This window comes from Methylobacterium sp. DB0501 (assembly GCF_011043735.1).
GTDB lineage: Bacteria > Pseudomonadota > Alphaproteobacteria > Rhizobiales > Beijerinckiaceae > Methylobacterium > Methylobacterium alsaeris.
Map to the genome: position 1 here is coordinate 248,081 of NZ_JAAKGV010000003.1, position 24,276 is coordinate 272,356.

General features: G+C 71.0%; 18 protein-coding genes and 2 pseudogenes. 5 read left to right on the forward strand and 15 right to left on the reverse strand.

The annotated features are described in order from the left end of the window. Nucleotides 1-757: 757 nt before the first annotated feature. The 9 genes from G4G93_RS06820 to G4G93_RS06860 all read right to left on the reverse strand — a co-directional run bounded on the left by G4G93_RS06820 (nt 758) and on the right by G4G93_RS06860 (nt 11,688). Nucleotides 758-1,519, reverse strand: coding sequence for a DeoR/GlpR family DNA-binding transcription regulator (locus tag G4G93_RS06820; RefSeq protein ID WP_165082507.1), 762 nt, complete (start codon nt 1,517-1,519; stop codon nt 758-760). Nucleotides 1,520-1,523: 4 nt separating this feature from the next. Further along, nucleotides 1,524-2,522, reverse strand: coding sequence for a 4-hydroxythreonine-4-phosphate dehydrogenase PdxA (gene pdxA, locus G4G93_RS06825; RefSeq protein WP_165082509.1), 999 nt, complete (start codon nt 2,520-2,522; stop codon nt 1,524-1,526). After that, on the reverse strand, nt 2,519-3,790 hold the full coding sequence (locus tag G4G93_RS06830; protein ID WP_165082511.1) for a four-carbon acid sugar kinase family protein: 1,272 nt from the start codon (nt 3,788-3,790) through the stop codon (nt 2,519-2,521). The genes pdxA and G4G93_RS06830 overlap by 4 nt, the downstream gene beginning before the upstream one ends. A 3-nt stretch (nt 3,791-3,793) precedes the next feature. After that, nucleotides 3,794-4,807 carry a 2-keto-3-deoxygluconate permease gene (locus G4G93_RS06835; RefSeq protein WP_165082513.1) on the reverse strand — a complete coding sequence of 338 codons (1,014 nt, stop codon included), beginning with the start codon at nt 4,805-4,807 and terminating at the stop codon, nt 3,794-3,796. Between the two features lie 318 nt (nt 4,808-5,125). Next, a complete protein-coding gene (locus G4G93_RS06840) occupies nt 5,126-7,480 on the reverse strand; it encodes a TonB-dependent receptor domain-containing protein (protein WP_165082515.1) in 2,355 nt (784 codons plus the stop codon). A gap of 75 nt (nt 7,481-7,555) precedes the next feature. Continuing rightward, a complete protein-coding gene (locus G4G93_RS06845) occupies nt 7,556-8,926 on the reverse strand; it encodes a PepSY domain-containing protein (RefSeq protein ID WP_165082517.1) in 1,371 nt (456 codons plus the stop codon). Between the two features lie 46 nt (nt 8,927-8,972). Continuing rightward, complete coding sequence (locus G4G93_RS06850; protein WP_165082519.1) at nt 8,973-9,338, reverse strand: hypothetical protein; 366 nt, start codon at nt 9,336-9,338, stop codon at nt 8,973-8,975. 181 nt (nt 9,339-9,519) lie between these two features. Then, complete coding sequence (locus G4G93_RS06855) at nt 9,520-10,467, reverse strand: glyoxylate/hydroxypyruvate reductase A (protein WP_165082521.1); 948 nt, start codon at nt 10,465-10,467, stop codon at nt 9,520-9,522. Nucleotides 10,468-10,479: 12 nt separating this feature from the next. Beyond that, on the reverse strand, nt 10,480-11,688 hold the full coding sequence (locus G4G93_RS06860; protein WP_165082523.1) for a pyridoxal phosphate-dependent aminotransferase: 1,209 nt from the start codon (nt 11,686-11,688) through the stop codon (nt 10,480-10,482). A gap of 219 nt (nt 11,689-11,907) precedes the next feature. On the opposite strand from G4G93_RS06860, the gene G4G93_RS06865 reads away from it, so the two are divergent. Beyond that, nucleotides 11,908-12,708: an alpha/beta hydrolase family protein gene (locus G4G93_RS06865; RefSeq protein WP_312891768.1), complete on the forward strand. Its 801-nt coding sequence runs from the start codon at nt 11,908-11,910 to the stop codon at nt 12,706-12,708. A gap of 158 nt (nt 12,709-12,866) precedes the next feature. On the opposite strand, the gene G4G93_RS06870 is transcribed toward G4G93_RS06865, so the two are convergent. From G4G93_RS06870 to G4G93_RS06880, 3 genes are all read right to left on the reverse strand, one after another. After that, nucleotides 12,867-14,198: a dicarboxylate/amino acid:cation symporter gene (locus G4G93_RS06870; protein ID WP_395411750.1), complete on the reverse strand. Its 1,332-nt coding sequence runs from the start codon at nt 14,196-14,198 to the stop codon at nt 12,867-12,869. A gap of 147 nt (nt 14,199-14,345) precedes the next feature. Further along, nucleotides 14,346-15,761, reverse strand: coding sequence for an aspartate ammonia-lyase (aspA, locus tag G4G93_RS06875; protein WP_165082527.1), 1,416 nt, complete (start codon nt 15,759-15,761; stop codon nt 14,346-14,348). A 187-nt stretch (nt 15,762-15,948) separates the two neighbouring features. Then, on the reverse strand, nt 15,949-16,848 hold the full coding sequence (locus tag G4G93_RS06880) for a LysR family transcriptional regulator (protein ID WP_165082694.1): 900 nt from the start codon (nt 16,846-16,848) through the stop codon (nt 15,949-15,951). A gap of 349 nt (nt 16,849-17,197) precedes the next feature. Here G4G93_RS06880 and G4G93_RS35775 point away from each other — a divergent pair. Next, nucleotides 17,198-17,497, forward strand: a pseudogene (locus G4G93_RS35775) (type II toxin-antitoxin system PrlF family antitoxin); the annotation flags it as partial. A gap of 30 nt (nt 17,498-17,527) precedes the next feature. Then, nucleotides 17,528-17,962, forward strand: a pseudogene (locus G4G93_RS06890) (type II toxin-antitoxin system YhaV family toxin); the annotation flags it as partial. Nucleotides 17,963-18,053: 91 nt separating this feature from the next. On the opposite strand, the gene G4G93_RS06895 reads toward G4G93_RS06890, so the two are convergent. From G4G93_RS06895 to carB, 3 genes are all read right to left on the reverse strand, one after another. Next, nucleotides 18,054-18,575 (reverse strand): hypothetical protein, encoded by a 522-nt coding sequence (locus G4G93_RS06895; RefSeq protein WP_165082529.1) that lies wholly within the window; start codon nt 18,573-18,575, stop codon nt 18,054-18,056. Nucleotides 18,576-18,683: 108 nt separating this feature from the next. After that, a complete protein-coding gene (gene greA / locus G4G93_RS06900; RefSeq protein WP_165082531.1) occupies nt 18,684-19,160 on the reverse strand; it encodes a transcription elongation factor GreA in 477 nt (158 codons plus the stop codon). A 124-nt stretch (nt 19,161-19,284) separates the two neighbouring features. Further along, a complete protein-coding gene (gene carB, locus G4G93_RS06905) occupies nt 19,285-22,758 on the reverse strand; it encodes a carbamoyl-phosphate synthase large subunit (protein WP_165082540.1) in 3,474 nt (1,157 codons plus the stop codon). 152 nt (nt 22,759-22,910) lie between these two features. On the opposite strand from carB, the gene G4G93_RS06910 reads away from it, so the two are divergent. Together G4G93_RS06910 and G4G93_RS06915 are read left to right on the forward strand one after the other, a co-directional pair. Continuing rightward, the gene (locus tag G4G93_RS06910; protein ID WP_312891770.1) at nt 22,911-23,696 is read left to right on the forward strand and encodes an SDR family oxidoreductase; all 786 of its coding nucleotides are present in this window, start codon (nt 22,911-22,913) and stop codon (nt 23,694-23,696) included. A gap of 97 nt (nt 23,697-23,793) precedes the next feature. Next, nucleotides 23,794-24,258: a GtrA family protein gene (locus G4G93_RS06915; protein ID WP_165082542.1), complete on the forward strand. Its 465-nt coding sequence runs from the start codon at nt 23,794-23,796 to the stop codon at nt 24,256-24,258. The last annotated feature ends 18 nt before the right edge of the window (nt 24,259-24,276 follow it).

Genomic DNA, 24,276 nt, shown 5'->3' on the forward strand with positions numbered 1-24,276 from the left:
GTTCGTCGTGGAAAACGCGGCAGAATCAAAGACCTGGCGTGGTGGCCGTTGCTCGGTCCCCCGCAACCTGCTGTGCCGTGTTGCAGCGCGATCGGGCGCCGCTCCGGCCGAGCCGGACCGGGGACGATCCCGTCCAGGATCACGCGCGGGCCCCCGCAGAGAGGGGAGACCTGCGCTTCGTCCGAGCTGCGTGCGAGCCCGCCGCGCTCGGCAGGCTCGCGATGTCATACGACGTCCGATCGATTGCTCGGCGATTGCTGCGCAATCGCCTTCGCCATGCGGAAGTCGGCGTCGCTCAGGCGCCGCGCGGGCTGGTGACACGCATTCCGGAAGGGATCTTCCGGAATGCGTGTCAGCCCATCCGCGCTTTCAGCAAACCCGCGACTTGGCCCCGCAGCCGGTCGGGGCCGGGGGCGGGCAGGCCGGGGCCGGGGGCGGGCAGGGCGGCGGGGGGCAGGCGGGGAGGCAGCAGCCGCCGGCGACGGAACCGAGGGACTTCGCGTCGAGCTTCTTCATGATGCCATTCTCTGTAACCGGCAGATCTCACCGCGCTGCCGTAGTTAAAGAATGGTTCACGTTCTGAAGACTGTCCAGTAAGGTTCGAATACTGTTACAATCAGAAAAAACTAGAAACATGAGAATGATATGCTTGGCAATGACTTGATGTGTTAGATCTTGCATTACGTAGGTATTTTTGGCCGGGCATGGCGCGCCGGCGGCCGGATCGACGTCCGGAGGGAGTCACTCGGTACCGGCATCACTCCGCCGCACGCACCACGCTGGCGCCGGCCTCCTCGGCCTCCGCGCATTGCGCCTGCGTCGCGCCGGCATCGGTCACCAGCGTCCAGCGCCGGGGCAGCGGGGCCCACGCTCCTTGCGTCGCGCGGCCGAGCTTCGAGGAATCCATCAGGACCACCACCTCGGCGGCCTGCTCCATCATCAGCGACTTGAGCGAGACCTGCTCGATCGCCGCCTCGCACAGGCCCCGGCCGGCGACGAAGCCGTCGCCGCTGACCACCGCCTTGTCGGCGGTGAGGCGGCGCAAGGCGGCCTCCGCCAGCGGGCCCAGCGTGCTCATGCTGCCGGGGCGTACCGCGCCGCCGAGCACCGTCAGCGTCAGGCCGGGCGCGCCGGCGAGCGCGGTCACCAGCGGCAGGTTGTTGGTGATGATCGCGTGCCGCCGCCCGACCAGCCCGGCCCCGAAGGCCGCCACCGTCGAGCCGCCGTCGAGGACCAGGATGTCGTCGTCGGCCAGCAGGCCCAGGGCCGCCCGGGCGATGGCGGCCTTCTCGGGCCGGGCCTGGGCCTCGCGCTCCGGCAGGCTGGTCTCAGGGAGGGGATGGGCGATCACCGCGCCGCCATAGGTGCGCCGGATCGTCTTCTCGCTCGCCAGCTGCTGCAGGTCGCGCCGGATCGTCGAGGCGGAGACGCCGAAGCGCTCCGCCAACTCCTCGACCACGACCTCGCCCGTCCGGAGCGCCTCCAGCAGCAGCGGGTGACGGTGCCGGCCGCGGGTCACGGGATCAGACCGCCCGGCGCGGGGCGAGGTCCACCGCCTGGCGCAGGGCCTCGACCAGGGAGCCCTCGTCGGCGATGCCCTTGCCGGCGATGTCGAAGGCGGTGCCGTGATCGACCGAGGTACGGATCACCGGCAGCCCGACGGTGATGTTCACGCCGGCTTCGAGCCCCAGCACCTTGATCGGGCCGTGGCCCTGGTCGTGGTACATCGCCACCACGATGTCGTAGTCGCCCCGGCCCGCCAGGAAGAACAGCGTATCGGCGGGCAGCGGCCCCTCGACCCGCCAGCCCCTGGCGCGGCAGGCCTCGACCGCCGGCGTGATCTTCTCGGCCTCCTCGCCGCGGCCGAACAGGCCGTTCTCGCCGGCATGCGGGTTGATGGCGCAGACGCCGATCCGCGGGTTGTCGATGCCGGCCTTGACCAGGGTGTCGTGGCCGCGCGCGATCACCCGCCCGACCAGGCCCGGCTCGATCCGCGCGATGGCGTCGATCAGCCCGATATGGGTCGTGACGTGGATCACCCGGAGCTTGGGCGAGACCAGCATCATCGAGACTTCCGGCGTGCCGGTCAGCTCGGCGAGCAGCTCGGTATGGCCCGGATACTTGTGGCCGGCGGCGTGCAGGGCCTCCTTGCTCAGGGGCGCCGTGCAGATCGCGGCGGCCTGACCGGCCTGGACCACCTGGACCGCCCGCTCGATGTAGCGGAACGCCGCCTCGCCGGAGACCGGCGAGACCTTGCCGAAGGGATGGCCCGGCGGGATCAGCCCGAGATCGACGCAGTCGACGCTGCCGGGGGCGTCGAGCGCCTCCTCGGGCGAGGCGATCGCCCGGACCGCGAGGGGCGTCCCGACGAGGGCGCCCGCCTCGCGCAGGCGCTCCGCGTCGCCGATCACCACGGGCCGGCAGAGCGCCGCGATGTCCGCCCGGGCCAGTGCCTTCATGATGATCTCTGGGCCGATGCCGGAGGCATCGCCCATGGTGATCGCGACGGTCGGTCGGCTCATGTCGGAGACCCTTCGTGTCTGATGGCCCGGAGGTGGTGGACGGCGCGGGCGAGCGAGTCCTCGCTGCCGAAGGCGCCGGCCTTGGTGACGATCGGCACGGCGATCCGGCCCCGCGTCAGGCCGAGGGAGATCCCGGGCTCGATCTCGTCGATCAGCGCCAGGCCGTCGACCCCGAATTGCGCCAGGAGCGCCGCCGCGGTCTCGCCGCCGGTCGCCACCAGGGCACCGAGATGGGGCGCCGCCGGGGCGAGCAGCGCGCCGAGCGCGGTCGCGAGGCGCGAGCCGAGGGCGAGATCCGGCGCCTCGCCCGTCGCGACCTCGACCAGCACGTCGTCCCCGACGGCGAGGCGGGCCGTCAGCGCGTCGCGCCAGCGCCGGCGCTCGTCCTCGCCCGCGCCGAGCAGCCAGTCGGGCGCGACCGGGAGGTGGCGCATCCGCGGCTCGGCCGCCAGCTTGCGGGAGGCTGCGCGCGACACCGCCGCGAGACTGCCCACCACCACGAGCGTTCCGCCCGGGCCGCTCGCGACGCTGGGGGCGGGGGCGGGGGGCACCGCCTCGGCGGCGGCCAGGGCGTGGGCGAGGCCGGCACTGCCGACCCAGACCAGATCGTCCGCTTTGGCCATCGCGAGGCCGGCGGCAGCGATGCGCGCGAGGTCGTCGTCCTGCTCCGCATCGAGCACCGCGACCGCCGATTCCCGCGCGGCGGCGGCGAGGGCGGCGCGCAACGCGTCGCCTCCGGCCCGCACGGTGGCAAGGTCGATTACCGTGCTGGCGAGGCCGGTCCCGTCCAGCATCTGGGGGACCGCACCGGTCGGATAGGTGTGGTCGCGCCGCCAGAGCTCGGTCTCCTCCAGCGGCCGGCCCGCCACCAGGATCCGCCCGGCTCGCGTGGTGCGCCCGGTCGCCGGGAAGGCCGGCGCCAGGATCGCGAACGCCGCGCCTTTGCGCTGCCGCATCACCGCGAGCGTGGCGGCGAGTTCCGCCGCCGGCTGCCCGCGCAGGGTCGAGTCGATCTTCTTGAACACCCGCACGTCCGGGCGGTGCAGGCGCCCGGCGAGGGCGGCGTGGCGCGCGGCGGCGGCCTCCGCCCCGAGCCGGCGGCTGTCGGCGTCATGGGAAACGACGTCGTGCGGGACGGCGTCGCCCCCCGCCGCGGCGCCCGGCTCGCCCCACTGCACCACCGTCGCGCGGCCTCGGCGCGCGAAGGCGATGGCGCAGTCGGCGGCCCCCGTGAGGTCGTCGGCGAGGATGAGCCAGCGCGGCGCCATGGCTCAGGCCCGCTCCGGCACGGCGACGGCCTCGCCCGACGCGTCCGCGGCGTCCCCGGTCGCCGGCTCGCCGAAATGCCGGGCGGTCCAGGCGGTGGCGAGCGGCGTCAGGATCGCGGTGACCACCACGGTCGCGGCGACCAGCACCGTCGCGGGCGCGGCGGCCTCGGCATAGGCCGGGTTGGCGGCGGCGATGATCGCCGGCACCGCGGCGGCGTTGCCGGCGGTCGAGCAGGCGGCGACGCCGGCCACCCCCGTGCCGCCGGTGAGCCGGTCGGCGAAGAACAGCGGGATGCCGGTGACGACCACCACCGCGACGCCGAGCCCGAGGCCGAGCAGGCCCGCCTGCCAGATCCTGGTCAGGTCGAGCCCGGTGCCGAGCGCGAAGGCGAAGAACGGGATCATCACCGGCACGGCGCGGCCGAGGAAGGCCCGCATCTCGCGGTCGAGGTTGCCGAGCAGCATGCCGACGAGGAGCGGCAGGATGCTGCCGACCATCGTCTGCCACGGAAACGCCGACAGGCCGGCGACGCCGAGCGTCAGCATGGTGAGGAAGGGCCCGGATTCGAGGCACATGATCGTGTAGGCGCCGACATCCCGCGGACGGCCGTACTGGCCCATCAGCGCCATGTAGAGGCCGCCATTGGTGTCGTTCATGGCGGCCACGATCGCCAGCGTCGAGAGGCCGGCGAACAGCCCGGCCCCGATCGGCGCCTCGCCGAGCAGGCGCCCGAAGACTACCCCGAGGATCATCGCGACGCCGACCTTCACGACGAGCAGCGTGCCGCCCTTCTTGACGATGTAGGGCGTGGCGCGGAAGTCGATGCTCGCCCCCATGCAGACGTAGAACACCGCCAGGATCGGCAGCGCCCCGGTGAACAGGGCTCCGGTGAACGAGCCGAACACCTTCGGGGTCGCCGGGAACAGGGTGGCGATCACCGCCCCGACCAGCAGCGGCACCACCATCATCCCGCCCGGCACGCGCTCGATCGCACGCTTGATCCGAATCTCTCCCACACGTTCCTCCCTTGCGCGAATCGCGCAGTGAGTGCGCGACCGATCCGCTGTTAGCGCCTGATGGGCGCCAATGGCGAGGGGAGTCAATCCGTATGGTGCGTGGTATGCGCATTTCGCGCAGTTTGCGAGGGGGCGATGCGTCGTGCGTACCGGCTGGCGTCCGTCGGTCCTTCGCTCGCCGGGGAGCGACCGGGAGGGTGAGATGGCCGTCGCGCCAATCGATCCCCACACTTGGACATGGTTTACCGCCCCTGCAGGATGGCGGGGAGGCTGCCGGACGACGAGGCGGCTCGACCGGTCGCCCGAGCCGGAATCCTCTCAGAATGCCAGCTTCATCCCCCCGACGACGCTCCGCGGCGCGCCGGCGAAGATCGAGCCGGTGGTGGTGGCGAGCACGCCCGCGCCGTTCTGCAGCCCGGTCACGGCGCTGATCGAGTTCGCCAGCGGCTGGGCCGAGGCGATGTAGGTCGTGTCGAGCAGGTTGCGCACCTCGACATAGAGGCTGAGGCGCTTGGCATACGATCCGATCAGGTCGGTGTCGTAATGGATGTTGGCGTTGAGGATCGTGTAGCCCGGGGCCTTCAGCAGGTTGGCGTTGTCGAGGAAGAAGCCGTCCTGGTAGACCGCCTCGATGAAGGCGCCGACGCCCTTGAACGGGCCGGAGGGCTGGTCGTAGCCGAGGCGGGCGAGGAGCTGGTGGGCCGGCACGCCCGGGATCAGGCGCCCGGCCCGGTCGAACCGCGCCGTCAGGCTGCCGGCGCTCAATTGCTCGACGTAGCGGGTGTAGAACTGGTCGTTGAGGCCGTAGGCCGCGAAGGCGCGCCAGCCCGGCGCGAACGCCCATTCGGCGCCCGCCTCGATGCCGCGATGCTCCGAGGCCGGGGCGTTGAAGGTGTAGCTGAGCAGGCCCGCCCCCGGCGATTGGGTGACGAACTCGTTGCGAAAGAATTCGTAGAAGCCGGTGAGGCTCAGGCGCAGGTCCGGCAGGGGCGACCACTCGGCACCCAAGTCGAAGCCGAGATTGGTTTGGGTGCGCAGGTCGGTGTTGTTGCCCGGCGCGCCGGCGGGCGTGACGAACAGCGCGCTCGCCGCCGGGGTGGCGTAGCCGGTGGCGACGCGGCCGCGGAGCGCGAGCGTGTCGTCGGGCCGGTAGACCAGAGCCAGCTCCGGCGCGACGTTGAGGAAGCTGCGGTCGATGTCGGCGAGCGCCGCCGTCGTGCCGCTGGCCGAGTAGGCGTAGGTGAAGGTGCGCCCCTTCAGCCACGTCGTCTCGGCCGAGACGCCGAGCACTCCGGTCCAGCGCTCCGACAGCGCGACCTCGGCCCGGGCCCGGCCGCCGAGATTCGACTGCACGGCCTCCTGGTTGCTCGTGAGCGCGCCGAGGCGGGGACCGCCATAGGGCGCCCGGTTGTAGAGCGCGATGTGGCTGTCGAGGGCATTGTACCCGAGCGCCGCGTAGCCGACTGCCGGTAAGCCGAACACCTCGCCGCGGCGGGTGACGTCGGTGAGGACGCTGTAGGACGGATAGCTGCCGCGCGAGGCGCTCGTGTAGAACGGCTGGTCGAAGTTGCGCTCGTCGAAGCCCACCTGCATGCGCCAGGTCGTGTCGGCGTCGATGTCGTGCTCCCAGCGCCCGGCGATGATCGTGCGCCGGTCGTTGCGGCCGAAGGCGCCCTCCGAGGCCGTCACCGGCACGGTGGCGCCGAATGCGCCGTTGCGGAACAGGTTGAAGGTGGTGCAGCCGGCCGCGGCGTTGGCCGCGGTGGCGCAGCCGCGCTGGTAGGGGTTGATCCGGTACTGCGCGAGCGACGAGCGGGCCGCGAGGTCGACGTCGAGGGTGTTGTTGATCACCTTCAGGGTGAAGCGGTTGTCCGGACTTGGGGTGTAGCTCGCCAGCAGGTTGACCGTCTGGGTGTTGGCGCTGGCATGGTCCTGGAAGCCGTTGAGCCGGAAGTCGCTGGCGAACAGGCTGACCTCGTAGGGGCCGCTCGCCCCGCCGACGGTGTAGTAATGGTTCAGGTATCCGAAGCTGCCGGCATCGACGCCCACTTCGTAGCCGTCGATCTCGCGGCCGGTCCGGGTGCGGAAGGCGAGCGCGCCGCCGGTGGCGTAGTTGCCGAACAGGGGCGATTGCGGCCCGCGGAAGACGTCGATGCGCGAATAGGCCCGCGGATCGGTGAGGTCGAAGCGCGAGGCGCCGTCGGGTTGCGTCAGCGAAAAGCCGTCCTCCAGCACCACCATGTTCTTCACCACGCCGGTCGAGCGGGCGTTGTTGCCGCGGATCGACACCACCACGTCGCGGGGGCCGTTGCCCTGGCGCAACGTGACGCCGGGGCTGTTGAGGAGCACTTGGCCGATGGTGGTCGCCGGGCGGTTCGCGATCGTGTCCCGGCGGCCGATCTCCGTGACGATCTCGCCGACCGGGCGCTCGATCACGCCCGGCGCCGATCCCGGCGGGGCGGCGACGCCGAAGGCGGGCCTGAGCGAGGCCGGACCGGGCGGGCTCGCGCCGGCGACGGAGATCTCGTCGAGGGCGATGGTCTCGGGGCCCCCCTGCGCCAGGGCGGCATTTGAGACGAAGGGGGCGCTTATGACGAAGGGGGCGCTTGGGGCGAGGGTGAGCAGGAGGGCGAGCGCGCGGGGGCGCACGCCGGAACCGGGGAGGCGCGGCATCGGGGGACGTCTCGTGGAAAGGGGGATGCGGCGCAGACCGGCGCCGGAGGAGGGCGGCCGGCGGCCGCCCGCGGATCAGGCCGTCGCCGGCCGACGGATGCCGCGCCGCAGGCCGATCACCGCGGCGTCGAGCGCGATCATCGCCAGGATCGCCACCCCGGTGAGCGGGAAGGCGAGGCCCATGGCGACGACGAGGCCGGTGACCCCGGCGACCGCCCGGCGGTCCTCCGGCCAGGCCGGTACGCCGAGACGTCCCTTCGGCCGGCGCTTCCACCACATCACTGCGGCGGTGACCGCGAGCAGGATCGTGGCGAGGCAGAAGGCGAGCATCAGGAACTGGTTGATGCGCCCGCCCAGCTCGCCCTTGTGCAGCCCGATCGCGTACTGGATCCCGCGCCCGACCGGGCCGATCTCGTCGAACCGCACGTTGACCAGCGGCCGGCCGCTATACTGGTCGAGGGTGATCATCCGCTGGCGCGTCACGTCGCGCGGATAGGCGGCGGCCGCGTAGACGCCGGTCGGCCCCTCCGGCAGCGCCAGTTCGTAGCCCGCCGGCATGCCGAGCCCGGTCACGATCTCGGCCGCCCGGTCGATGCCGATCGGCACCCCGTCCTTGCCTGGCGAGCGCGGCAGCGGCGCCGTCTCGAGGGCCCACCCGGCGGTGTCGAGCACCTCGCCCATCGGCACGGCCGAGACCGGGACCCCGGCCCACATTTCGGTCGGCAGGCCGAGCCCGGCGCGGTTCGAGACCGCCCGGAGCTGGTCGCCCCAGACGATCGACCACGGCAGGCCGGTGGCGGCGAGGAAGAACAGGCCGGCCCCTGCGACGAAGCCGGTGACCGCGTGCAGGTCGCGCCACCACACCCGCTTGGCTGGATTGCCGCGCACCGAGACGACGCCGCCCGCCTGCCGGCGCGGCCACCACAGGTAGATCCCGCTGAGCACCAGGATCAGGGTGAAGCCGGCCACGACCTCGACGATCCCGTTCGCGACCGGCCCGAACATCGACAGGCTGTGCAGCCGGCGCACCACCCGCATCGCCTCCGCGTCGCGCCCGACGCGGTCGAGGACGGCGCCGTCATAGGGGTCGAGATAGACCAGGGTCTTTCCCGACGGGCCCGCCATGGTGACGACGCTTGAGCGGTCGGGGGCCTCGGGGCTGGCATAGGTGGTCGGCCGGGCATCCGGCACGGCGTCGGCGGCGATGAAGACCAGCCGCTCCGGCGACAGCGGCGGCGTCGCCGGCACCGCCACCACGGTGCGGTAGGAGAAGACCGTCCGGTCGATCTCGTCCTTGAACAGGTAGAGCGAGCCGGTGACCGAGAGCAGGATCAGGAACGGCAGGCAGAGCAGGCCGGCATAGAAGTGCCAGCGCCACACCGCGCGATGGAGCGCGTCGCGCAAGGGCGCGCCTCCCCGGGCGGAGGCGTGAGACGGGGCGGGCATGGGAGAGGATCCGAGAAGGCGGCTGATCGATGGCGACGAGGATCGATCAGGCCTGCGGCGGACCCCGTGGGCCGACATTCGTCTCGGGCGGCGCCCGCGCCGGGCTCTCGTCGGCGGCGGGCGGAAAACGGTCGGCCGGGCTCGGGCCGTCCCAGGCGAGCCGGGTGAAGGCGAGGAGCGCCGGCGCCACGAAGGGCAGGTGATGGGCCGCGACGCAGCAGGGCAGGGCGCAATGCGTCCCGGTTCCCGCCGGGTCGCCCGCCTGGTCCGGGTGGCAGATCACCGGGCCGGGAGCGGCCTGGGCCGGCACCGGTGCGAGGGCGCCGAGCAGGAGCTGCAGGCACAGCGCGTAGAGCGCGACCACCGCGATGGTCGCGCGTCCGATCGACCGTATCGGCGGGCTGGCGCGCATGGCCCTGGGTAGGCCGGCCGGCCGGGGGCCGTCAATGTCGCCGGACGGGTTTGCGGCGGATTCTCGGCGACCGGCTCTCGAATGGCGGATCGAGGCCCAGGCGGCGCCCGCGACGGGCTCCGGCGCCCGCGACGGGCTCCGGCGCCTGCCGGCAGGCCGGGCCGACGCCCGTCCCCGCCCGTCAATAGCCTCGCGCGACGTCCACCGCCGCCGGGATCCGGCCCGAGGCGCGATAGGCCCGCACGTTGCCGGCGACGACCGCGGCGCTGCTCGCCGGGGTGGTCGGGCCGGAGATGTGCGGCAGCACGGTCACGTCCGGATGGCGCCAGAGCGGCAACTCCGCCGGCAGCGGCTCGACCTCGAACACGTCGAGCACCGCGTGCGAGAGCTGCCCCGCATCGAGGGCGGCGAGGAGCGCGTCGGTGACGACGATCGGCCCGCGGCCGAAATTGATCAGGCCGGCCCCGGGCTTCATCGCGGAGAGACGCCCGGCATCGAGGAGGCCCCGCGTCTCCCCGGTCAGGGGCAGCAGGCAGACGACGATGTCGCTCGTGCCCAGCAGACCGGAGAGGCCCCCGGGGCCGGAGAAGCCGGTCACGCCCGGCGCCGCGGCCTTCTCCGAACGGCTCCAGGCCGCGACCCGGAAGCCGGCCTGCACCAGGCGGTCGGCCGCCGCGCCTCCCAGCGCCCCGAGGCCGAGCAGACCCACCGTCATCGTGCCCGGCGGGCGATAGGGGAGCTGGCACCAGGTCGCCGCCTCCTGCTGGCGGCGATAGGCCGGCATGTCGCGCTGGAGGTAATACGTCCAGGCCAGCACCGCCTCGGCCATGGTGCGGGCGAGCTCGGGGTCGATCAGGCGGACGATCGGCGCTGCGTCGGGCCCGAGATCGCGCACCAGCCGCTCGACCCCGGCCCACAGGCTCTGGATCCAGGCGAGGTTCGGCAGCCGCGCCACCTCGCCGGGATCGGGATTGGCCACGATGGCGATCCGGATGCCGGCGCGTTCCGCCGCGCTCAAGGTTCGGAACGGCCGGATGGTCTCCTCCGGCATCGCCTGGGCGAGGGCGGCCAGGAACTCGGCCTCCTCGTCGGCGTCGAGTTGGCCCAGGAAGGCGATCGGCTCGGACATCGGGATCTCGCTTCAGCCGCCGAGGACGGGGGTGAGCCGCGCCACCGCCTCGCGGGCGAGGCCCGGGCTGATGGCGAAGCACAGCCGGATGAAGCCCTCGCCCTCCGGCCCGAAGGCGGTGCCGGGTGCCACGCCGACCTTCGCCTGCTCGAGGAGCCGGAAGGCGATCGCGAGGCTGGTCTCGTCCGGGCGGGGCGTCCCGGGGCCGGCGACCCGGGCCATCAGGTAGAAGGCCCCCTCCGGCACCGACACGGTGACGCCGGGCAGGCGCGACAGGCCCTCGACCAGGATCTCGCGGCTCTCGGCGCAGCGCGCGACCATCTGGCGGATGAAGCCGTCGCCCTCGTCCAGCGCCGTCACGGCGGCGTGCTGGATGAAGGTCGGGATCGACGTGGTGTTGTACTGGCCGAGCTTGGCGAAGGCAGGGGCCAGACCCCGCGGGGCGACCAGCCAGCCGGCGCGCCAGCCGGTCATCGCCCAGTTCTTCGAGAAGGTGTTGGTGACGATCAGCCGGTCGTCCTCGGTGCAGATCTGGAGGAAGGACGGGGCGATGGCGTTGCCGTAGGTGAAGTGGGCGTAGACCTCGTCGGAGAGGATCCACAGGTCCCGCGCCCGGGCGAGATCGCGCAGGCCCTTCATCTCGTCGAGCGGCATGGTCCAGCCGGTCGGGTTCGAGGGCGAGTTCACCACGATCACGCGGGTGCGCGGGGTGATCGCCGCCTCGATGTCGGAAAGCGGCAGGGCGAAGCGCCCGTCCCCCTGCACCCGATAGGGCACCGTCACCGGCACGCCGCCGGTGATCCGCACGGCTTCCGCAAGGTTCGGCCAGGCCGGGGAAGGGATGATGATCTCGTCGCCGGGTTCGAGCAGGGCCTGGGCCGCCTGCATGATGGCGTTCATGCCGCCGGCGGTGACGGCGAAGCGCTCCGGCGGAATCGTCACGCCCCAGTGGCGGGCGTGGTAGGCGCTCAACGCCTCGCGCAGGCGCGGGATGCCCAGCGAGGTGGCGTAGCGGGTATGGCCCGCCAGCATCGCCCGGTGCGCCGCCTCGACGATGAAGGGCGGGGTCGGCAGGTCGCCCTCGCCGATCCACAGCTTGACCACCTCGGGATCGTCCCGGCCGCGATCGGCGACGAGGCCGATCTGGCTCGTGCCGATGCCCTGCATCCGCGGCGAGAGTCCGGCGGCGAGGTCCGGTGGGGTGGTCTCCGCATGGGTCATCGGCGGCTCGTGCCCTCAAGTGCCGGCAAGGTCGGATCGGCGGATCCCTCCATAGCACCGGCGGCGCGGCGCGCGAGCCGTCCCTCACGCATGGGTCGCACCGAAGCCCGATCGCTGAACCCTGGCTGCCGGACCTTGGCTGCCGGACCTTGGCCGCTGGACCTCGGCCGATCCGCCGCTACAACGCATCCAAGAACGAACAGCCGGAGGAAACACAGCGTGACGGTCAATCGCAGAACCGCCCTGGCGGGCGTCTCCGCCCTCGGGGCCGCCGCCCTGGTCACGGGCGCGGCGCAGGCGCAAGGCGCGCCGAAGACGTACGTCCTCGTCCACGGCGCCTATGGCGGCGGCTGGATCTGGCGCGACGTCGCCGCATCCTTGCGCGGCCAGGGTCACCGGGTCTTCACGCCGACCCAGACCGGGCTCGGCGAGCGCAGCCACCTCCTGTCGCGCCAGATCACCGTCGACACCCATATCGACGACGTGGCGAGCGTGCTCGCCTTCGAGGACCTGCGCGACGTCATCCTGGTCGGGCATTCCTACGGCGGCATGGCGGTGACCGGTGTCGCCGACCGGATGACCGACCGGATCCGCCGCCTCGTCTATCTCGACGCGCTGATCCCCGAGAACGGCGACACCGCCTTCACGATCCTGCCCGCCGGCATGGCCGACGCCCGGCGCAAGGTGGCCCTGGAGCAGGGCGCGGGCGTCGCCCTGCCGGTGCCCGGCCCCGAGGGCTTCCCGATCCCGGCGGGACCGGCCAAGGACTGGTTCATGCAGCGCCTGCGCCCGCACCCGATCGGCACCTACGAGAGCCCGGTGCGGCTGACCAGGCCCGCCGGCGCCGGCCTGCCGGTCACCTATGTCGCCTATACCGCCCCGGCGCTGGCCTCGATCGAGCCGAGCCGGCAGCGCGCGAAGGCCAAGGCCGGCTGGGAGTACCGCGAGCTGGCGGTGCCGCACGACGTCGAGGTGCCGAACCCCGAGAAGGTCGTCGAGGTGCTGGCGGGGGCGGGGTAGGGCGCGCGCCCGGGCCCCGCGGCCTGCCGCGGCGATCCTGACATCCTCCGCGCCATTCCGGGCTCCGCTTGCGCGGCCCCGGGATGTCGCGGAGCGGGCGAGATCTCGTCGTTCTCCGTGGCCGGCGGCCGTCATCGACGACCGCCGGTCGTCTCACCTCACGCCGCCTTGCCGGTCGGCAGGGCCACGGTGGCGGGCGTCTCCGCCACGGCCTCGCCCTCGTCCTCCTGCATCTCCCCCTGCCAGCGGGCAACCGCCGCGGTGGCGAGCCCGTTGCCGAGCACGTTGGTGACGGTGCGGCCCATGTCGAGGATCTGGTCGACGCCCATGATCAGCAGGATGCCGGCGGCGGGCAGGCCGAACATCGGCACGGTCGCGGCCACCACCACCAGCGAGGCGCGCGGCACGCCGGCGATGCCCTTGCTGGTGACCATCATGACGAGCAGCATGGTCAGCTGCTCGGTGATGCCGAGATGGATGCCGAAGGCCTGGGCGATGAACAGCGAGGCGAGGGCCTGATACATCATCGAGCCGTCGAGGTTGAACGAGTAGCCGAGCGGCAGCACGAAGCCGGTGACGCGGGGCCGCACGCCGAACCGCTCCAGCACCTCGACGGTGCGCGGGAAGGCGGCTTCGCTGCTCGCCGTCGAGAAGGCGACGATCATCGGGGTGCGCAGCAGGCGCAGCAGCCGCACGACGCTGTTGCCGAGCACCAGCCAGCCGGCACCGATCAGGAGCGTCCACAGGACGGCTAGCCCGAGATAGAACACGGCGATGAACTTGCCGTAATCGACCAGCACGCCGAGGCCCTGGATGGTGACGACCGAGGCCATGGCGGCGAAGACCGCCAGCGGCGCGACCTTCATCACCGCGTCGGTGACCTTGAACATCACCTGGGCCAGCCCGTTCAGCATGTGGACCATCGGATCGGCATAGCGGCGGTCGATCGCGCTGAGGCCGAAGCCGAAGAACACCGAGAAGACCAGGATCTGCAGCACCTCGTTCGTCGCCATCGCCGACACGATGCTGGTCGGGAAGACGTGGGTGATGAACTCGCGCAGGTTGATCGAGGCGGCCTTCAGGCCCGTCTGCGCCGCCGCATCCGGCAGCGGCAGGCCGAGGCTGGCGCCGGGCTGGAAGATGTTGGCGACGAGGAAGCCGAGCGACAGCGAGACGATCGAGGCGGTGAGGAACCACCCCATGGCGAGACCCGCGACGCGGCCGACCGCCTTGGTGTCGCCGAAGCTCGCGATGCCCGACACGATGGTGGCGAAGACCAGGGGCGCGATGATCATCTTGATCAGCCGCAGGAAGATGTCGGTGCCGATGGTGAAGTAGCCGGCGATTTCCTTCGCTTCCGCGGGGCTTCCCGCCATGCCGTGCAGGACCGCACCGACCGCGACGCCGAGGGCGAGACCGATTCCGGTATAGAGCGTCAGCCGGCCCGAGCGCCCGGCCGATTCAACATGGGCCAGGTCTTGCTGTGCCAAGTCTTGCTGTGCCAAGTCTGGCTGTGCCATTTCTATGTTCCTCCCGATAGGTGAACGGATGTGCGGCAAGAACCCGGGCGCGATCTCGCGCGCCCGAGGTTTCCCGCGGATGTCTGGCGTTTCCGTCCGTGATGGTGTGGCGACTCGTCAGATCGCCGTGAGGGCCTGCGGGCGCGTCAGCCGGTCGGGTTGCAGCACCCTGTCGAGCTGGTCGCGGGCCATCAATTGCTTCTCGAGCACGAGGTCGTAGACGCCCCGGCCCGTGGCGTGCGCCTCCATAGCGACCGCCGTGGCGTTGCGATAGCCGATATAGGGGTTGAGCGCCGTGACGATCCCGATGGAATTCTCGACGCTGGCGCGCAGCCGCTCGCGGTTGGCCGTGATGCCGCGCACGCAATGGATGTCGAGGGTGCGGCAGGCCGCCTCCAGATGGGCGAGGCTGCGGAACAGGCTGTAGGCGATCACCGGCTCGAAGGCGTTGAGCTGGAGCTGGCCTCCTTCCGCCGCGAAGGAGATCGTGACGTCGTTGCCGATCACCTCGAAGGCGACCTGGTTGACGACTTCCGGGATCACCGGGTTGACCTTGCCGGGCATGATCGAGGAGCCGGCCTGGCGCGCCGGCAGGTTGATCTCGTTGAAACCGGCCCGCGGGCCGCTGGAGAGCAGGCGCAGGTCGTTGCAGGTCTTCGACAGCTTGACGGCGACGCGCTTGAGCACGCCCGAGACCTGCACGAAGGCGCCGCAATCCTGCGTCGCCTCCACCAGGTCCTCCGCGGTGACGAGCGGGATCTCGGTGATGGCGGAGAGCCGCTCGCGCACCAGTTCCGCGTAGAGCGGGTGGGCGGTGATGCCGGTGCCGATCGCGGTCGCGCCCATGTTGATCTCGCGGATCAGCAGTTCCGCCTCGCCCAGCCGCGCCTCGTCCTCGGCGAGCATCCGGGCATAGGTGCCGAATTCCTGGCCCAAGGTCATCGGTACCGCGTCCTGGAGCTGGGTGCGGCCCATCTTGAGGATGTCGCGGAACTCTTCCGACTTCGCCGCGAAGCTGGTGCGCAGATCGGCCATCGCCGCGACGAGGCGGCGGATCGCCCCGATCCCGGCGATCTTGAGCGCCGTCGGATAGACGTCGTTGGTGCTCTGGCCCATATTGACGTGCTCGTTGGGATGGAGGCGGGCGTAGTCGCCGCGCTCCGCCCCGAGCAGTTCGAGCGCCCGGTTGGCGATCACCTCGTTGGCGTTCATGTTGGTCGAGGTGCCGGCCCCGCCCTGGATCTGGTCGACGACGAACTGGTCGTGCAGGGCGCCGCCCCGGATCTCCAGGCAGGCCGCCACGATCGCGTCGCAGCGCGCCGGATCGAGCAGCCCGAGTTCACGGTTGGCGAGGGCCGCCGCCTGCTTGATCGCGGCGAGCGCCCGGATCAGGTCGGGGCAGGTCGCGAGCGTGGTGCCGGTGATCGCAAAGTTCTCGACGGCGCGCAGGGTGTGGATGCCGTAATAGGCGGATCGCGGCACCTCGCGGTCGCCGAGAAGATCGTGCTCGGTGCGGGTCGAAACGTCGGACAAGGCTCTCTCCTGACGTGCGGGCGCGATCCGGCCCGCCGGAGGGCAGGCAGGGGCTCGAGGCCGCGTCGAAGGACGGTCGGGGCCGGGATCAGGCGCGACCGGTTCCTGTCGAGAAGCGGCGCCGTCACCGGATGGCGGCGGGATAATCCCGGTCGCACCACGACGCCAATGCTATGTTTGCCAAGAACTATTCCGGATCCGAATAGTTTGGCGGATCCTCCGCCGCGACCGCCCAGACCTCGTCGAGGAAGGAGCGGTGGCGCTCGGCGCTGCGGTAGAGCCGGATGTCCATCGGCATCTCGCGGCCGAGCACCGTCAGGGCGCCCGCCCGGATCTCGGGCTCGACCAGGCTGCGCGGCAGCCAGGCGATGCCGTGGCCGCCGAGCGCCATCGAGCGCAGGGCCTCGGCCATCGAGTTCTCGTTGGTGTGGACCGGGTAGGTCGCCGGCGCGTCGTCACCGCCTTGCGCGATGCCGGCGAGCCGCCCGAGGAACGAGCCGCGGGAATATTGCAGCAGCGGCAGGCGGCCCTTGGCGTCCGGCACCAGCCCACGGGGGGAGGCCACCGCGGCGAGGCTGTCGCGCCCGACGATCCGGCAGGGATAGCGCTCGGGGTCGAGCGGGATCGGGATGCCCGGATGGTGATAGGTCAGGAGCAGATCGTACCCGCCCTCGACCAGCGCCTGGACGCAGATGTTGAAGTTGTCCGGCAGCACCCGGCTAGCCACCGGCCCGAGGGCATCGCGGATGCGCCCGAGCCAGCGCGGCAGGAACGACAGGCAGAGCGAGTGCAAGGCCGTGATCGTCACCACCGGCAGCCCGGCGCCGTCGCTGCGGGCGCGGAAATCGGCCCGGCTCAAGGTCAGGAGCCGTACCACCTCCTCGGCGGTCTCCAGGAACTGGCGTCCGTCGGCGGTGAGCGTGATCGGGTAGGTGCTGCGGTCGAGGAGCGCGGTGCCGAGCCAGACCTCGAGCGAGCGGATGCGCCGGCTGAAGGCCGATTGCGTGACCGCCCGGGCCTCCGCCGAGCGCGAGAAGCTGCGGGTCTCGGCGAGGCTCAGGAAGTCCTCGATCCACTTGAGTTCCATCGTCGGCGTCCGGGTGTGCAGGGCAGCCGTCGTCACCCGCGCCGCTTCACACTACGGGAAGCGGCCGGGCAAGGCAGCCACTCGCGCCATCGCATTCTCCGGGACATCCTGGGGCCGCGCAGCGGAGCCCGGATTTCAGACACGCAGATGTCTTCAACGAAGGCGAAACGGGCACCGCTTGATCCGGCACATCAGCGGTTCTGGGCGTGCCTCCGGCACCCCAGGCTCCGCTGCGCGGCCCCGGGATGACCCTGTGAGGCTGGATCTCTGCGGTCCGCAGCGTGTCGTTACCAATATGTCTGCTCGAAGGTAAGATAATTTCCTTACTTTTGGAGCGAAGAATGATGCCGTGACGGCCCTTGTCCGGGAGCGCAGCAAGATCGCGGCGAAGGGGCAGACAACGGTCCCCAAGGCGATACGCCAAGCCCTCGGCGTGAGCTACGGCGGCGAGATCGACTTCGTCGTCGATGAGGGCGGCCGGGTGAGCCTGCTCGCGGCGGAGACCGAGGCGGATCCCGTCATCGACGGCTTCCTGATGTTCCTCGCGCAGGACAACGCCCGCAATCCGCAGCACATCACGGCTTTTCCCACCGACCTCGCGGCGCGCATGACCGCCCTCACTGTTGGGACGACCGTCGATCTCGACGAGGAGATCGACGAAGCCGTGACGCTCCGAGCCATGGTGATCGACGGCTGGACGATCTTCGCCCATCCTCTTCTGCTCGACCAACTCGAGAGGGCGACGGCGGCCGTCGAGAAGGCCGCGGCGGCCGATCCGGAAGGCCATCGGAGGACGGCGCAGGCGAAGCTCCTGGCGATGCTCCGAACGCTGATCTTCGAGACCATCCCAACCGATCCGACACGGCCTGAATAGCGTCAGGGTGGTACGCTCGGCAGTAGCCGCAAGCACTGGTTCCTGGCCAAGTTCGGCAACGGCCGCTTCCGGCTGTTCTTTCGCTACGACAGCAAGGCAAAGGTCGTCGTTTTCACCTGGGTGAACGACCAGGATACACTGCGAACCTACGGCTCGAAGACGGACGCCTATCGCGTGTTCGAGGGCACGCTCGACACGGGCCACCCGCCCGACGATTGGCCGGCCTCGCTCCCGGCAGCCTCGGGACACGCGGCCGTCGGGCGGTTGAACAAGATCGAGCCTGAATCGCGCGCCGCCGAAGATGTTGCGAAGGCCGCTCGGGGGGGAGGCTTCAATCCAGCCCCAACCCCCGCTTCAACCACGCCGCATAATGCCCGGCGATATACGTCACCCGCCGCCCTTCCGAGGCCGGGTCGTACCAGGCCCCGCCGGAGCTGGCATTGGTGGCCGACAATTGGGGGTGGCGCAGCAGGACGGTGCCGGCGCGGTCGACCACCAGGGCCTCGCCTTCGAGATAGTCGGTGTTGGTGGCATTGCCGCCGCTGCCCCGCCCGCCTCCGCCGCCGCGGGTCTCGCTGCCGGCATAGGGGTTGAGCGACAGGCCGGTCACCCGCACCACCAGGACCGGGCCGGGACCGCCGACCCGGTCGGCGAAGGTCTTGCCCAAAGCCGCCTGCAACTCGGCCCGCACGCCCTCGGCGTAAACGCCGAGGCCGGTGGCCAGCAGCGGGCGGACATCGACCCGGATGGCGGAGAAGCGCGTTCCCGGCGGCAGGGTCGCGTCCTGCGCCAAAGCCGGCGCGGCAACCGCCAGCAGGGCGGCCGCGATCAGGGACTGGCTCCAGCGCAGCATCGGCGTCGTCTCCATGGCGCCCGACGGGGCCGCCTCGTCACCGCGGAGATAGCCCCGGGAGGACGGTCCGGCAACGCTTCGCTCGGGCGCCAGACGTCCTTCGGCGCATCAGGCGCCGTACTGGATGCCAACGATCTCGTAGGACTTGCCGCCGCCCGGAGTGACGACCTCGACGGTGTCGCCGACGCCCTTGCCGATCAGCGCGCGGGCGATCGGCGAGGTGATCGAGACCCGACCGGCATGCACGTCGGCCTCGGGCTCGCCGACGATCTGGTAGGTCTTCTCTTCCTCGGTGTCCTCGTCGATCAGCTTGACGGTGGCGCCGAACTTGATCTTCGTGCCCGAGAGCTTGGCGACGTCGATGACCTCGGCGCGGGAGATCAGGCTCTCCAGCTCCAGCACCCGGCCCTCGTTGTGGGACTGGGCCTCCTTGGCGGCGTGGTACTCGGCATTTTCCGACAGGTCGCCGAGCGCGCGGGCCTCCGCGATCGCCTGGATGATCCGCGGACGCTCCTCCTGCTGGCGGCGCTTCAGCTCCGCCTCCAGAGCCGCGAATCCCCGTACCGTGATCGGAACCTTGTCCATCGTCGTCGTCTCGCGTCACAAATAATCGGCCCGGCGGGAGGGTGAGCCTCCCGACCGGGCCTGTTTCCGATTGTCTCGCGCGGGCGCGAGGGGATGAAATAGGTCTCGTCCGCGGTCTTTCGACTTAAGCCGCGAAATATTCCTGCAGGGCCCGGACCTCGAGATCACCCCCGAGATAGGCCTTGATTCCCTCGGCAGCCGCCATGGCTCCCGCGAGAGTGGTGTAGTACGGCACTTTATGCAAGAGGGCGGCCCGGCGCAGGGACCGGGAGTCGGACAGCGCGCCCGCCCCCTCCGTGGTGTTGAACACCAGGTGGATGTCGCCGTTCTTGATCGCGTCGACCACGTGCGGCCGGCCCTCCAGCACCTTGTTGATGCGGGCGCACGCCACGCCGTTCTCGGCAAGGTAGCGTTGCGTGCCGGCGGTGGCGAGCACCGAGAAGCCGAGTTCCGAGAGCAGCTTGATCGCCGGCAGGATGCGGGCCTTGTCGTCGTCGCGCACCGAGACGAAGACGGTGCCGGCCTTCGGCACCTGGGTGCCGGAGCCGAGCTGGCTCTTGGCGAAGGCGACGCCAAAGCCGCGGTCGAGGCCGATCACCTCACCGGTCGAGCGCATCTCCGGCCCGAGCAGCACGTCGACCCCGGGGAAGCGGGCGAAGGGGAACACCGCCTCCTTGACGGCGATGTGGGCTAAGGTCTTGGGCTTGAGGCCGAAGGAGGCGAGGGGCTCGCCGGCCATCACCCGGGCGGCGATCTTGGCGATCGGCTCGCCGATCACCTTGGCGACGAACGGCACGGTGCGCGAGGCCCGCGGGTTCACCTCGAGGACGTAGATCTCGCCGTCCTTGATCGCGTACTGCACGTTCATCAGGCCGCCGACTTCCAGCGCCAGCGCGAGGCCGCGGGTCTGGCGCTCCAGCTCGGCGATGGTCTCCGGCGACAGCGAGCGCGGCGGCAGCGAGCAGGCGGAATCGCCCGAATGGATGCCCGCCTCCTCGATGTGCTCCATGATGCCGGCGATGAACACGTCCTTGCCGTCCGACACCGCATCGACGTCGACCTCGATCGCGTCCGACAGGTAGCGGTCGAACAGGAGCGGGTTCTTGCCCAGCACCGTGTTGATCTGGCCGGTCTTGTCGTTCGGGTAGCGCGCCTTGACGTCCGACGGGATCAGGCTCGGCAGGGTGTCGAGCAGGTAATCGGCGAACTGGGTCTCGTCGCGGATGATCGCCATCGCGCGCCCGCCGAGCACGTAGGACGGCCGCACCACGAAGGGCAGGCCGAGATCGGCGGCGATCAGCCGGCTCTGCTCCACCGAATAGGCGATGCCGTTCTTCGGCTGCTTGAGGTGCAGCTTGTCGAGCAGGCGCTTGAACCGGTCGCGGTCCTCGGCCAGATCGATGGCGTCCGGCGAGGTGCCGAGGATCGGCACGCCGGCCTCTTCCAGGGCACGCGCCAGCTTCAGCGGGGTCTGGCCGCCGAACTGCACGATCACGCCGTGCAGCGTGCCGGCCTGACGCTCGGTCTCGATGATCTCCAGCACGTCCTCGGCGGTCAGCGGCTCGAAATACAGCCGGTCCGAGGTGTCGTAGTCGGTCGAGACCGTCTCCGGGTTGCAGTTGACCATGATGGTCTCGTAGCCCGCATCCGTCAGCGCGAAGCAGGCATGGCAGCAGCAGTAATCGAACTCGATGCCCTGGCCGATCCGGTTCGGGCCGCCGCCGAGGATGATGACCTTCTTGGCGTCCGTGGGCTGGGCCTCGTCGGCCACCGCGCCTGCGAAGGGCGCGACATAGGTCGAGTACATGTAGGCGGTCGGCGACTTGAACTCGGCCGCGCAGGTGTCGATCCGCTTGAAGACCGGCCGCACGTCGAGCGCCCGGCGGGCGGCGCGCACCGCCCCTTCCTCCATGCCGGCGAGCACGGCGATGCGTGAATCGGAGAAGCCTGCCGCCTTGAGCTGGCGGAAGGCGCCGGCGGTCTTCGGCAGGCCGAAGCGCTTCACCTTGGTCTCGAGGTCGATGATGCCCTGGAGCTGCTCTAGGAACCACGGATCGATCTTGCAGGAGGCGTGGACCTCCTCGTGGCTGACGCCGAGCCGCAGGGCCTGCGCCACCTTGAGCAGCCGGTCCGGGGTCGGGGTGCCGATCGCCGCCTTGATGGCGTTGCGGTCGTCGCCCTTGCCGATCCCCTCGATCTCGATGTCGTCGAGGCCGGTCAGGCCCGTCTCCAGGGAGCGCAGGGCCTTCTGGAGCGACTCGGCGAAGGTCCGGCCGATCGCCATCGCCTCGCCGACCGACTTCATGGCGGTGGTCAGGGTCGGCTCGGCGCCCGGGAACTTCTCGAAGGCGAAGCGCGGGATCTTGGTGACGACGTAGTCGATCGTCGGCTCGAACGAGGCCGGGGTGGCGCCACCCGTGATGTCGTTGGCGATCTCGTCGAGGGTGTAGCCCACCGCGAGCTTCGCCGCGACCTTGGCGATCGGGAAGCCGGTCGCCTTCGAGGCGAGCGCCGAGGAGCGCGACACGCGCGGGTTCATCTCGATGACGATCATCCGGCCGGTGGCCGGGTCGACGGCGAACTGCACGTTCGAGCCGCCGGTCTCGACGCCGATCTCGCGCAGGACCGCCAGCGAGGCGTCGCGCATGCGCTGGTATTCCTTGTCGGTCAGCGTCAGCGCCGGGGCCACGGTGATCGAGTCGCCGGTGTGCACCCCCATCGGGTCGACGTTCTCGATCGAGCAGACGATGATGCAGTTATCCGCGCGATCGCGGACGACCTCCATCTCGTACTCCTTCCAGCCGAGGACCGATTCCTCGATCAGGACCTCGTTGGTCGGCGAGGCGTCGATGCCGCGCTCGACGATGTCGAGGAATTCTTCCCGGTTGTAGGCGATGCCGCCGCCGGTGCCGCCCATCGTGAAGGACGGGCGGATGATCGCCGGCAGGCCGACCTCGGCGAGCGCGACGAGCGCCTGGCCGAGCGCGTGCTCGCCGTAGCGCTTGCGCCGGTCGTTCTCGGCCGACGCCCACTTCTTCTCGAACGCGGCGAGCGCGCTCTTCCGGGCATCCGGGTCGCTCTCGGCAGCCTCGATGCGGGCGATCTCAGCGAGGTATTTTTCGCGGTCGGCCTTCTTGGCGGCCGAGGCGTTGGCGAGCGCCGATTTCGGCGTCTCCAGGCCGATCTTGGTCATCGCATCGCGGAAGAGGCTGCGGTCCTCCGCCTTGTCGATCGCCTCGGCGGTGGCGCCGATCATCTGCACGCCGAATTTTTCCAGCACGCCCATCCGCTTGAGCGAGAGGGCGCAGTTCAGCGCGGTCTGGCCGCCCATGGTCGGCAGGAGGGCGTCGGGCCGCTCCTTCTCGATGATGCGGGCGACGATCTCCGGGGTGATCGGCTCGACGTAGGTGGCGTCGGCGAGATCCGGATCGGTCATGATCGTCGCCGGATTCGAGTTGACCAGGATGATCCGGTAGCCTTCCTCGCGCAGGGCCTTGCAGGCCTGCGTGCCGGAATAGTCGAACTCGCATGCCTGGCCGATGACGATCGGGCCCGCGCCGATGATGAGGATGGAGGAGAGATCGGTGCGCTTGGGCATCGGACGCTTCAGACTCGTGCGGCGCGCTGCCTCGTTCCTCGGTTCCGGCCTCGGGCCCGGTCGGGGCGTGTCGCGGCGGAAGCGGAATGGGCGGAAGCGGCGGGGATTGCGTTGGGCGCCCTTAGCATAGGCGAACAGATCAGGGGAAGGGTGTGGCCGAGTCCATGGACCAAGGGGGAGATGCGCGCTGGACGCTGGTCACCGGCGCCTCGAGCGGAATCGGCGTCGAGATCGCCCGGGCCTTCGCGGCACGGGGGCGTCCGCTCGTGCTGAGCGCAAGGCGGACGGAGCGGCTGGAGGCCCTGGCGGCGGAGCTGCCCGTGCCGACGCTCGTGGTGCCGGCGGATCTGGCGCGGCCGGACGGGCCCGAGGGACTGCTGGCGGCGGTCGAGGCGCGGGGGATCGTTCTCCACACCCTCGTCAACAATGCGGGCTTCGGCCTGCGTGGGCGCTTCGCCGGCCTGCCGGTGCGGGACCAGGCCGAGATGGTGGCGGTGAACGTCGCCGCGCCGACGGTCCTCAGCCGCCTGGTCCTGCCGGGGCTGATCGCGCGCAGGAGCGGGGGCATCCTCAACGTCGCCTCGGTGGTGGGCTACCTGGCCGGACCCAACATGGCGGCCTATTACGCCACCAAGGCCTACCTGCTCTCGCTCTCGGAAGCCCTCTACGAGGAGGCGCGGCCCTTCGGCGTGACCGTCACGGCGCTCTGCCCCGGCGCCACCGCGACGGAATTCTCGCAGCGGGCGGATGTCGGCGGCACCAAGCGCTTCACCGGCAACGTGATGCAGCCGGATGCGGTGGCGAGGGCCGCGGTCGACGGGTACCTCGCCGGGCGGGCGGTGGTGATCCCGGGCACGGCCAACCGGGCGGCGGTGCTGGGCGCCCGCCTGATGCCGCGCTGGCTCAGCCGAAAGGTGGCGGCCCGCCTGCAAGGATGAACGGATTCCGCCGCTTTCGGGTCATCTTCGGTTCAGTGCCCGAGGCTAGACAGGGGCGAAGCGGGTTACCTCCCGCCCGTCCTCACCGGGTTGCGTCGTGGCGAGCGAACCGAAACCGAGTCCCCGGAACGCCGAGGCGCTGGCAGCCCTCGCGCGGCAGTTCCTCGCTTACGTCGGAGTCAGCCTCGCGGCGCTCGCGGTCCACTACGCCCTGCTCGCGACCCTGGTCGAGACCGGCCGGGCCGACCCGGTGCCGGCGGCGCTCGCCGGCTACCTCGCCGGGGCGGTGGTGTCCTATGGGCTCAACCGCCGCCTGACCTATGCCAGCACGCGGCCCCATGCCGAGGCGACCTGGCGCTTCGGCGTGGTGGCGGCGATCGGCTTCGGGCTGACCTGGCTCATCATGGCGGGGCTCATCCGCGGCTTCGGCCTGCCCTACCTCGCCGCCCAGGGGCTGGCGACCGGCGTGGTGGTGTTCTGGAACTTCCTCGGCCACCGTGTCTGGACCTTCGCGGCAAGGCCGGTGGCGGTGCTGTCGGAGGAGGTGACGGGGATGCGGTGACGCCATGTCTGCTCCCGA

What these genes read in the sequence shown, in the direction of transcription:
- greA (WP_165082531.1), bottom strand. Translation starts at nt 19,160, where the DNA reads ATGGACAAGGTTCCGATCACGGTACGGGGATTCGCGGCTCTGGAGGCG.
- G4G93_RS06855 (WP_165082521.1), bottom strand. Translation starts at nt 10,467, where the DNA reads ATGTCCGAGCCGATCGCCTTCCTGGGCCAACTCGACGCCGACGAGGAG.
- carB (WP_165082540.1), bottom strand. Translation starts at nt 22,758, where the DNA reads ATGCCCAAGCGCACCGATCTCTCCTCCATCCTCATCATCGGCGCGGGC.
- G4G93_RS06850 (WP_165082519.1), bottom strand. Translation starts at nt 9,338, where the DNA reads ATGCGCGCCAGCCCGCCGATACGGTCGATCGGACGCGCGACCATCGCG.
- G4G93_RS06840 (WP_165082515.1), bottom strand. Translation starts at nt 7,480, where the DNA reads ATGCCGCGCCTCCCCGGTTCCGGCGTGCGCCCCCGCGCGCTCGCCCTC.
- G4G93_RS06845 (WP_165082517.1), bottom strand. Translation starts at nt 8,926, where the DNA reads ATGCCCGCCCCGTCTCACGCCTCCGCCCGGGGAGGCGCGCCCTTGCGC.
- G4G93_RS06860 (WP_165082523.1), bottom strand. Translation starts at nt 11,688, where the DNA reads ATGACCCATGCGGAGACCACCCCACCGGACCTCGCCGCCGGACTCTCG.
- G4G93_RS06895 (WP_165082529.1), bottom strand. Translation starts at nt 18,575, where the DNA reads ATGCTGCGCTGGAGCCAGTCCCTGATCGCGGCCGCCCTGCTGGCGGTT.
- pdxA (WP_165082509.1), bottom strand. Translation starts at nt 2,522, where the DNA reads ATGAGCCGACCGACCGTCGCGATCACCATGGGCGATGCCTCCGGCATC.
- G4G93_RS06830 (WP_165082511.1), bottom strand. Translation starts at nt 3,790, where the DNA reads ATGGCGCCGCGCTGGCTCATCCTCGCCGACGACCTCACGGGGGCCGCC.
- G4G93_RS06880 (WP_165082694.1), bottom strand. Translation starts at nt 16,848, where the DNA reads ATGGAACTCAAGTGGATCGAGGACTTCCTGAGCCTCGCCGAGACCCGC.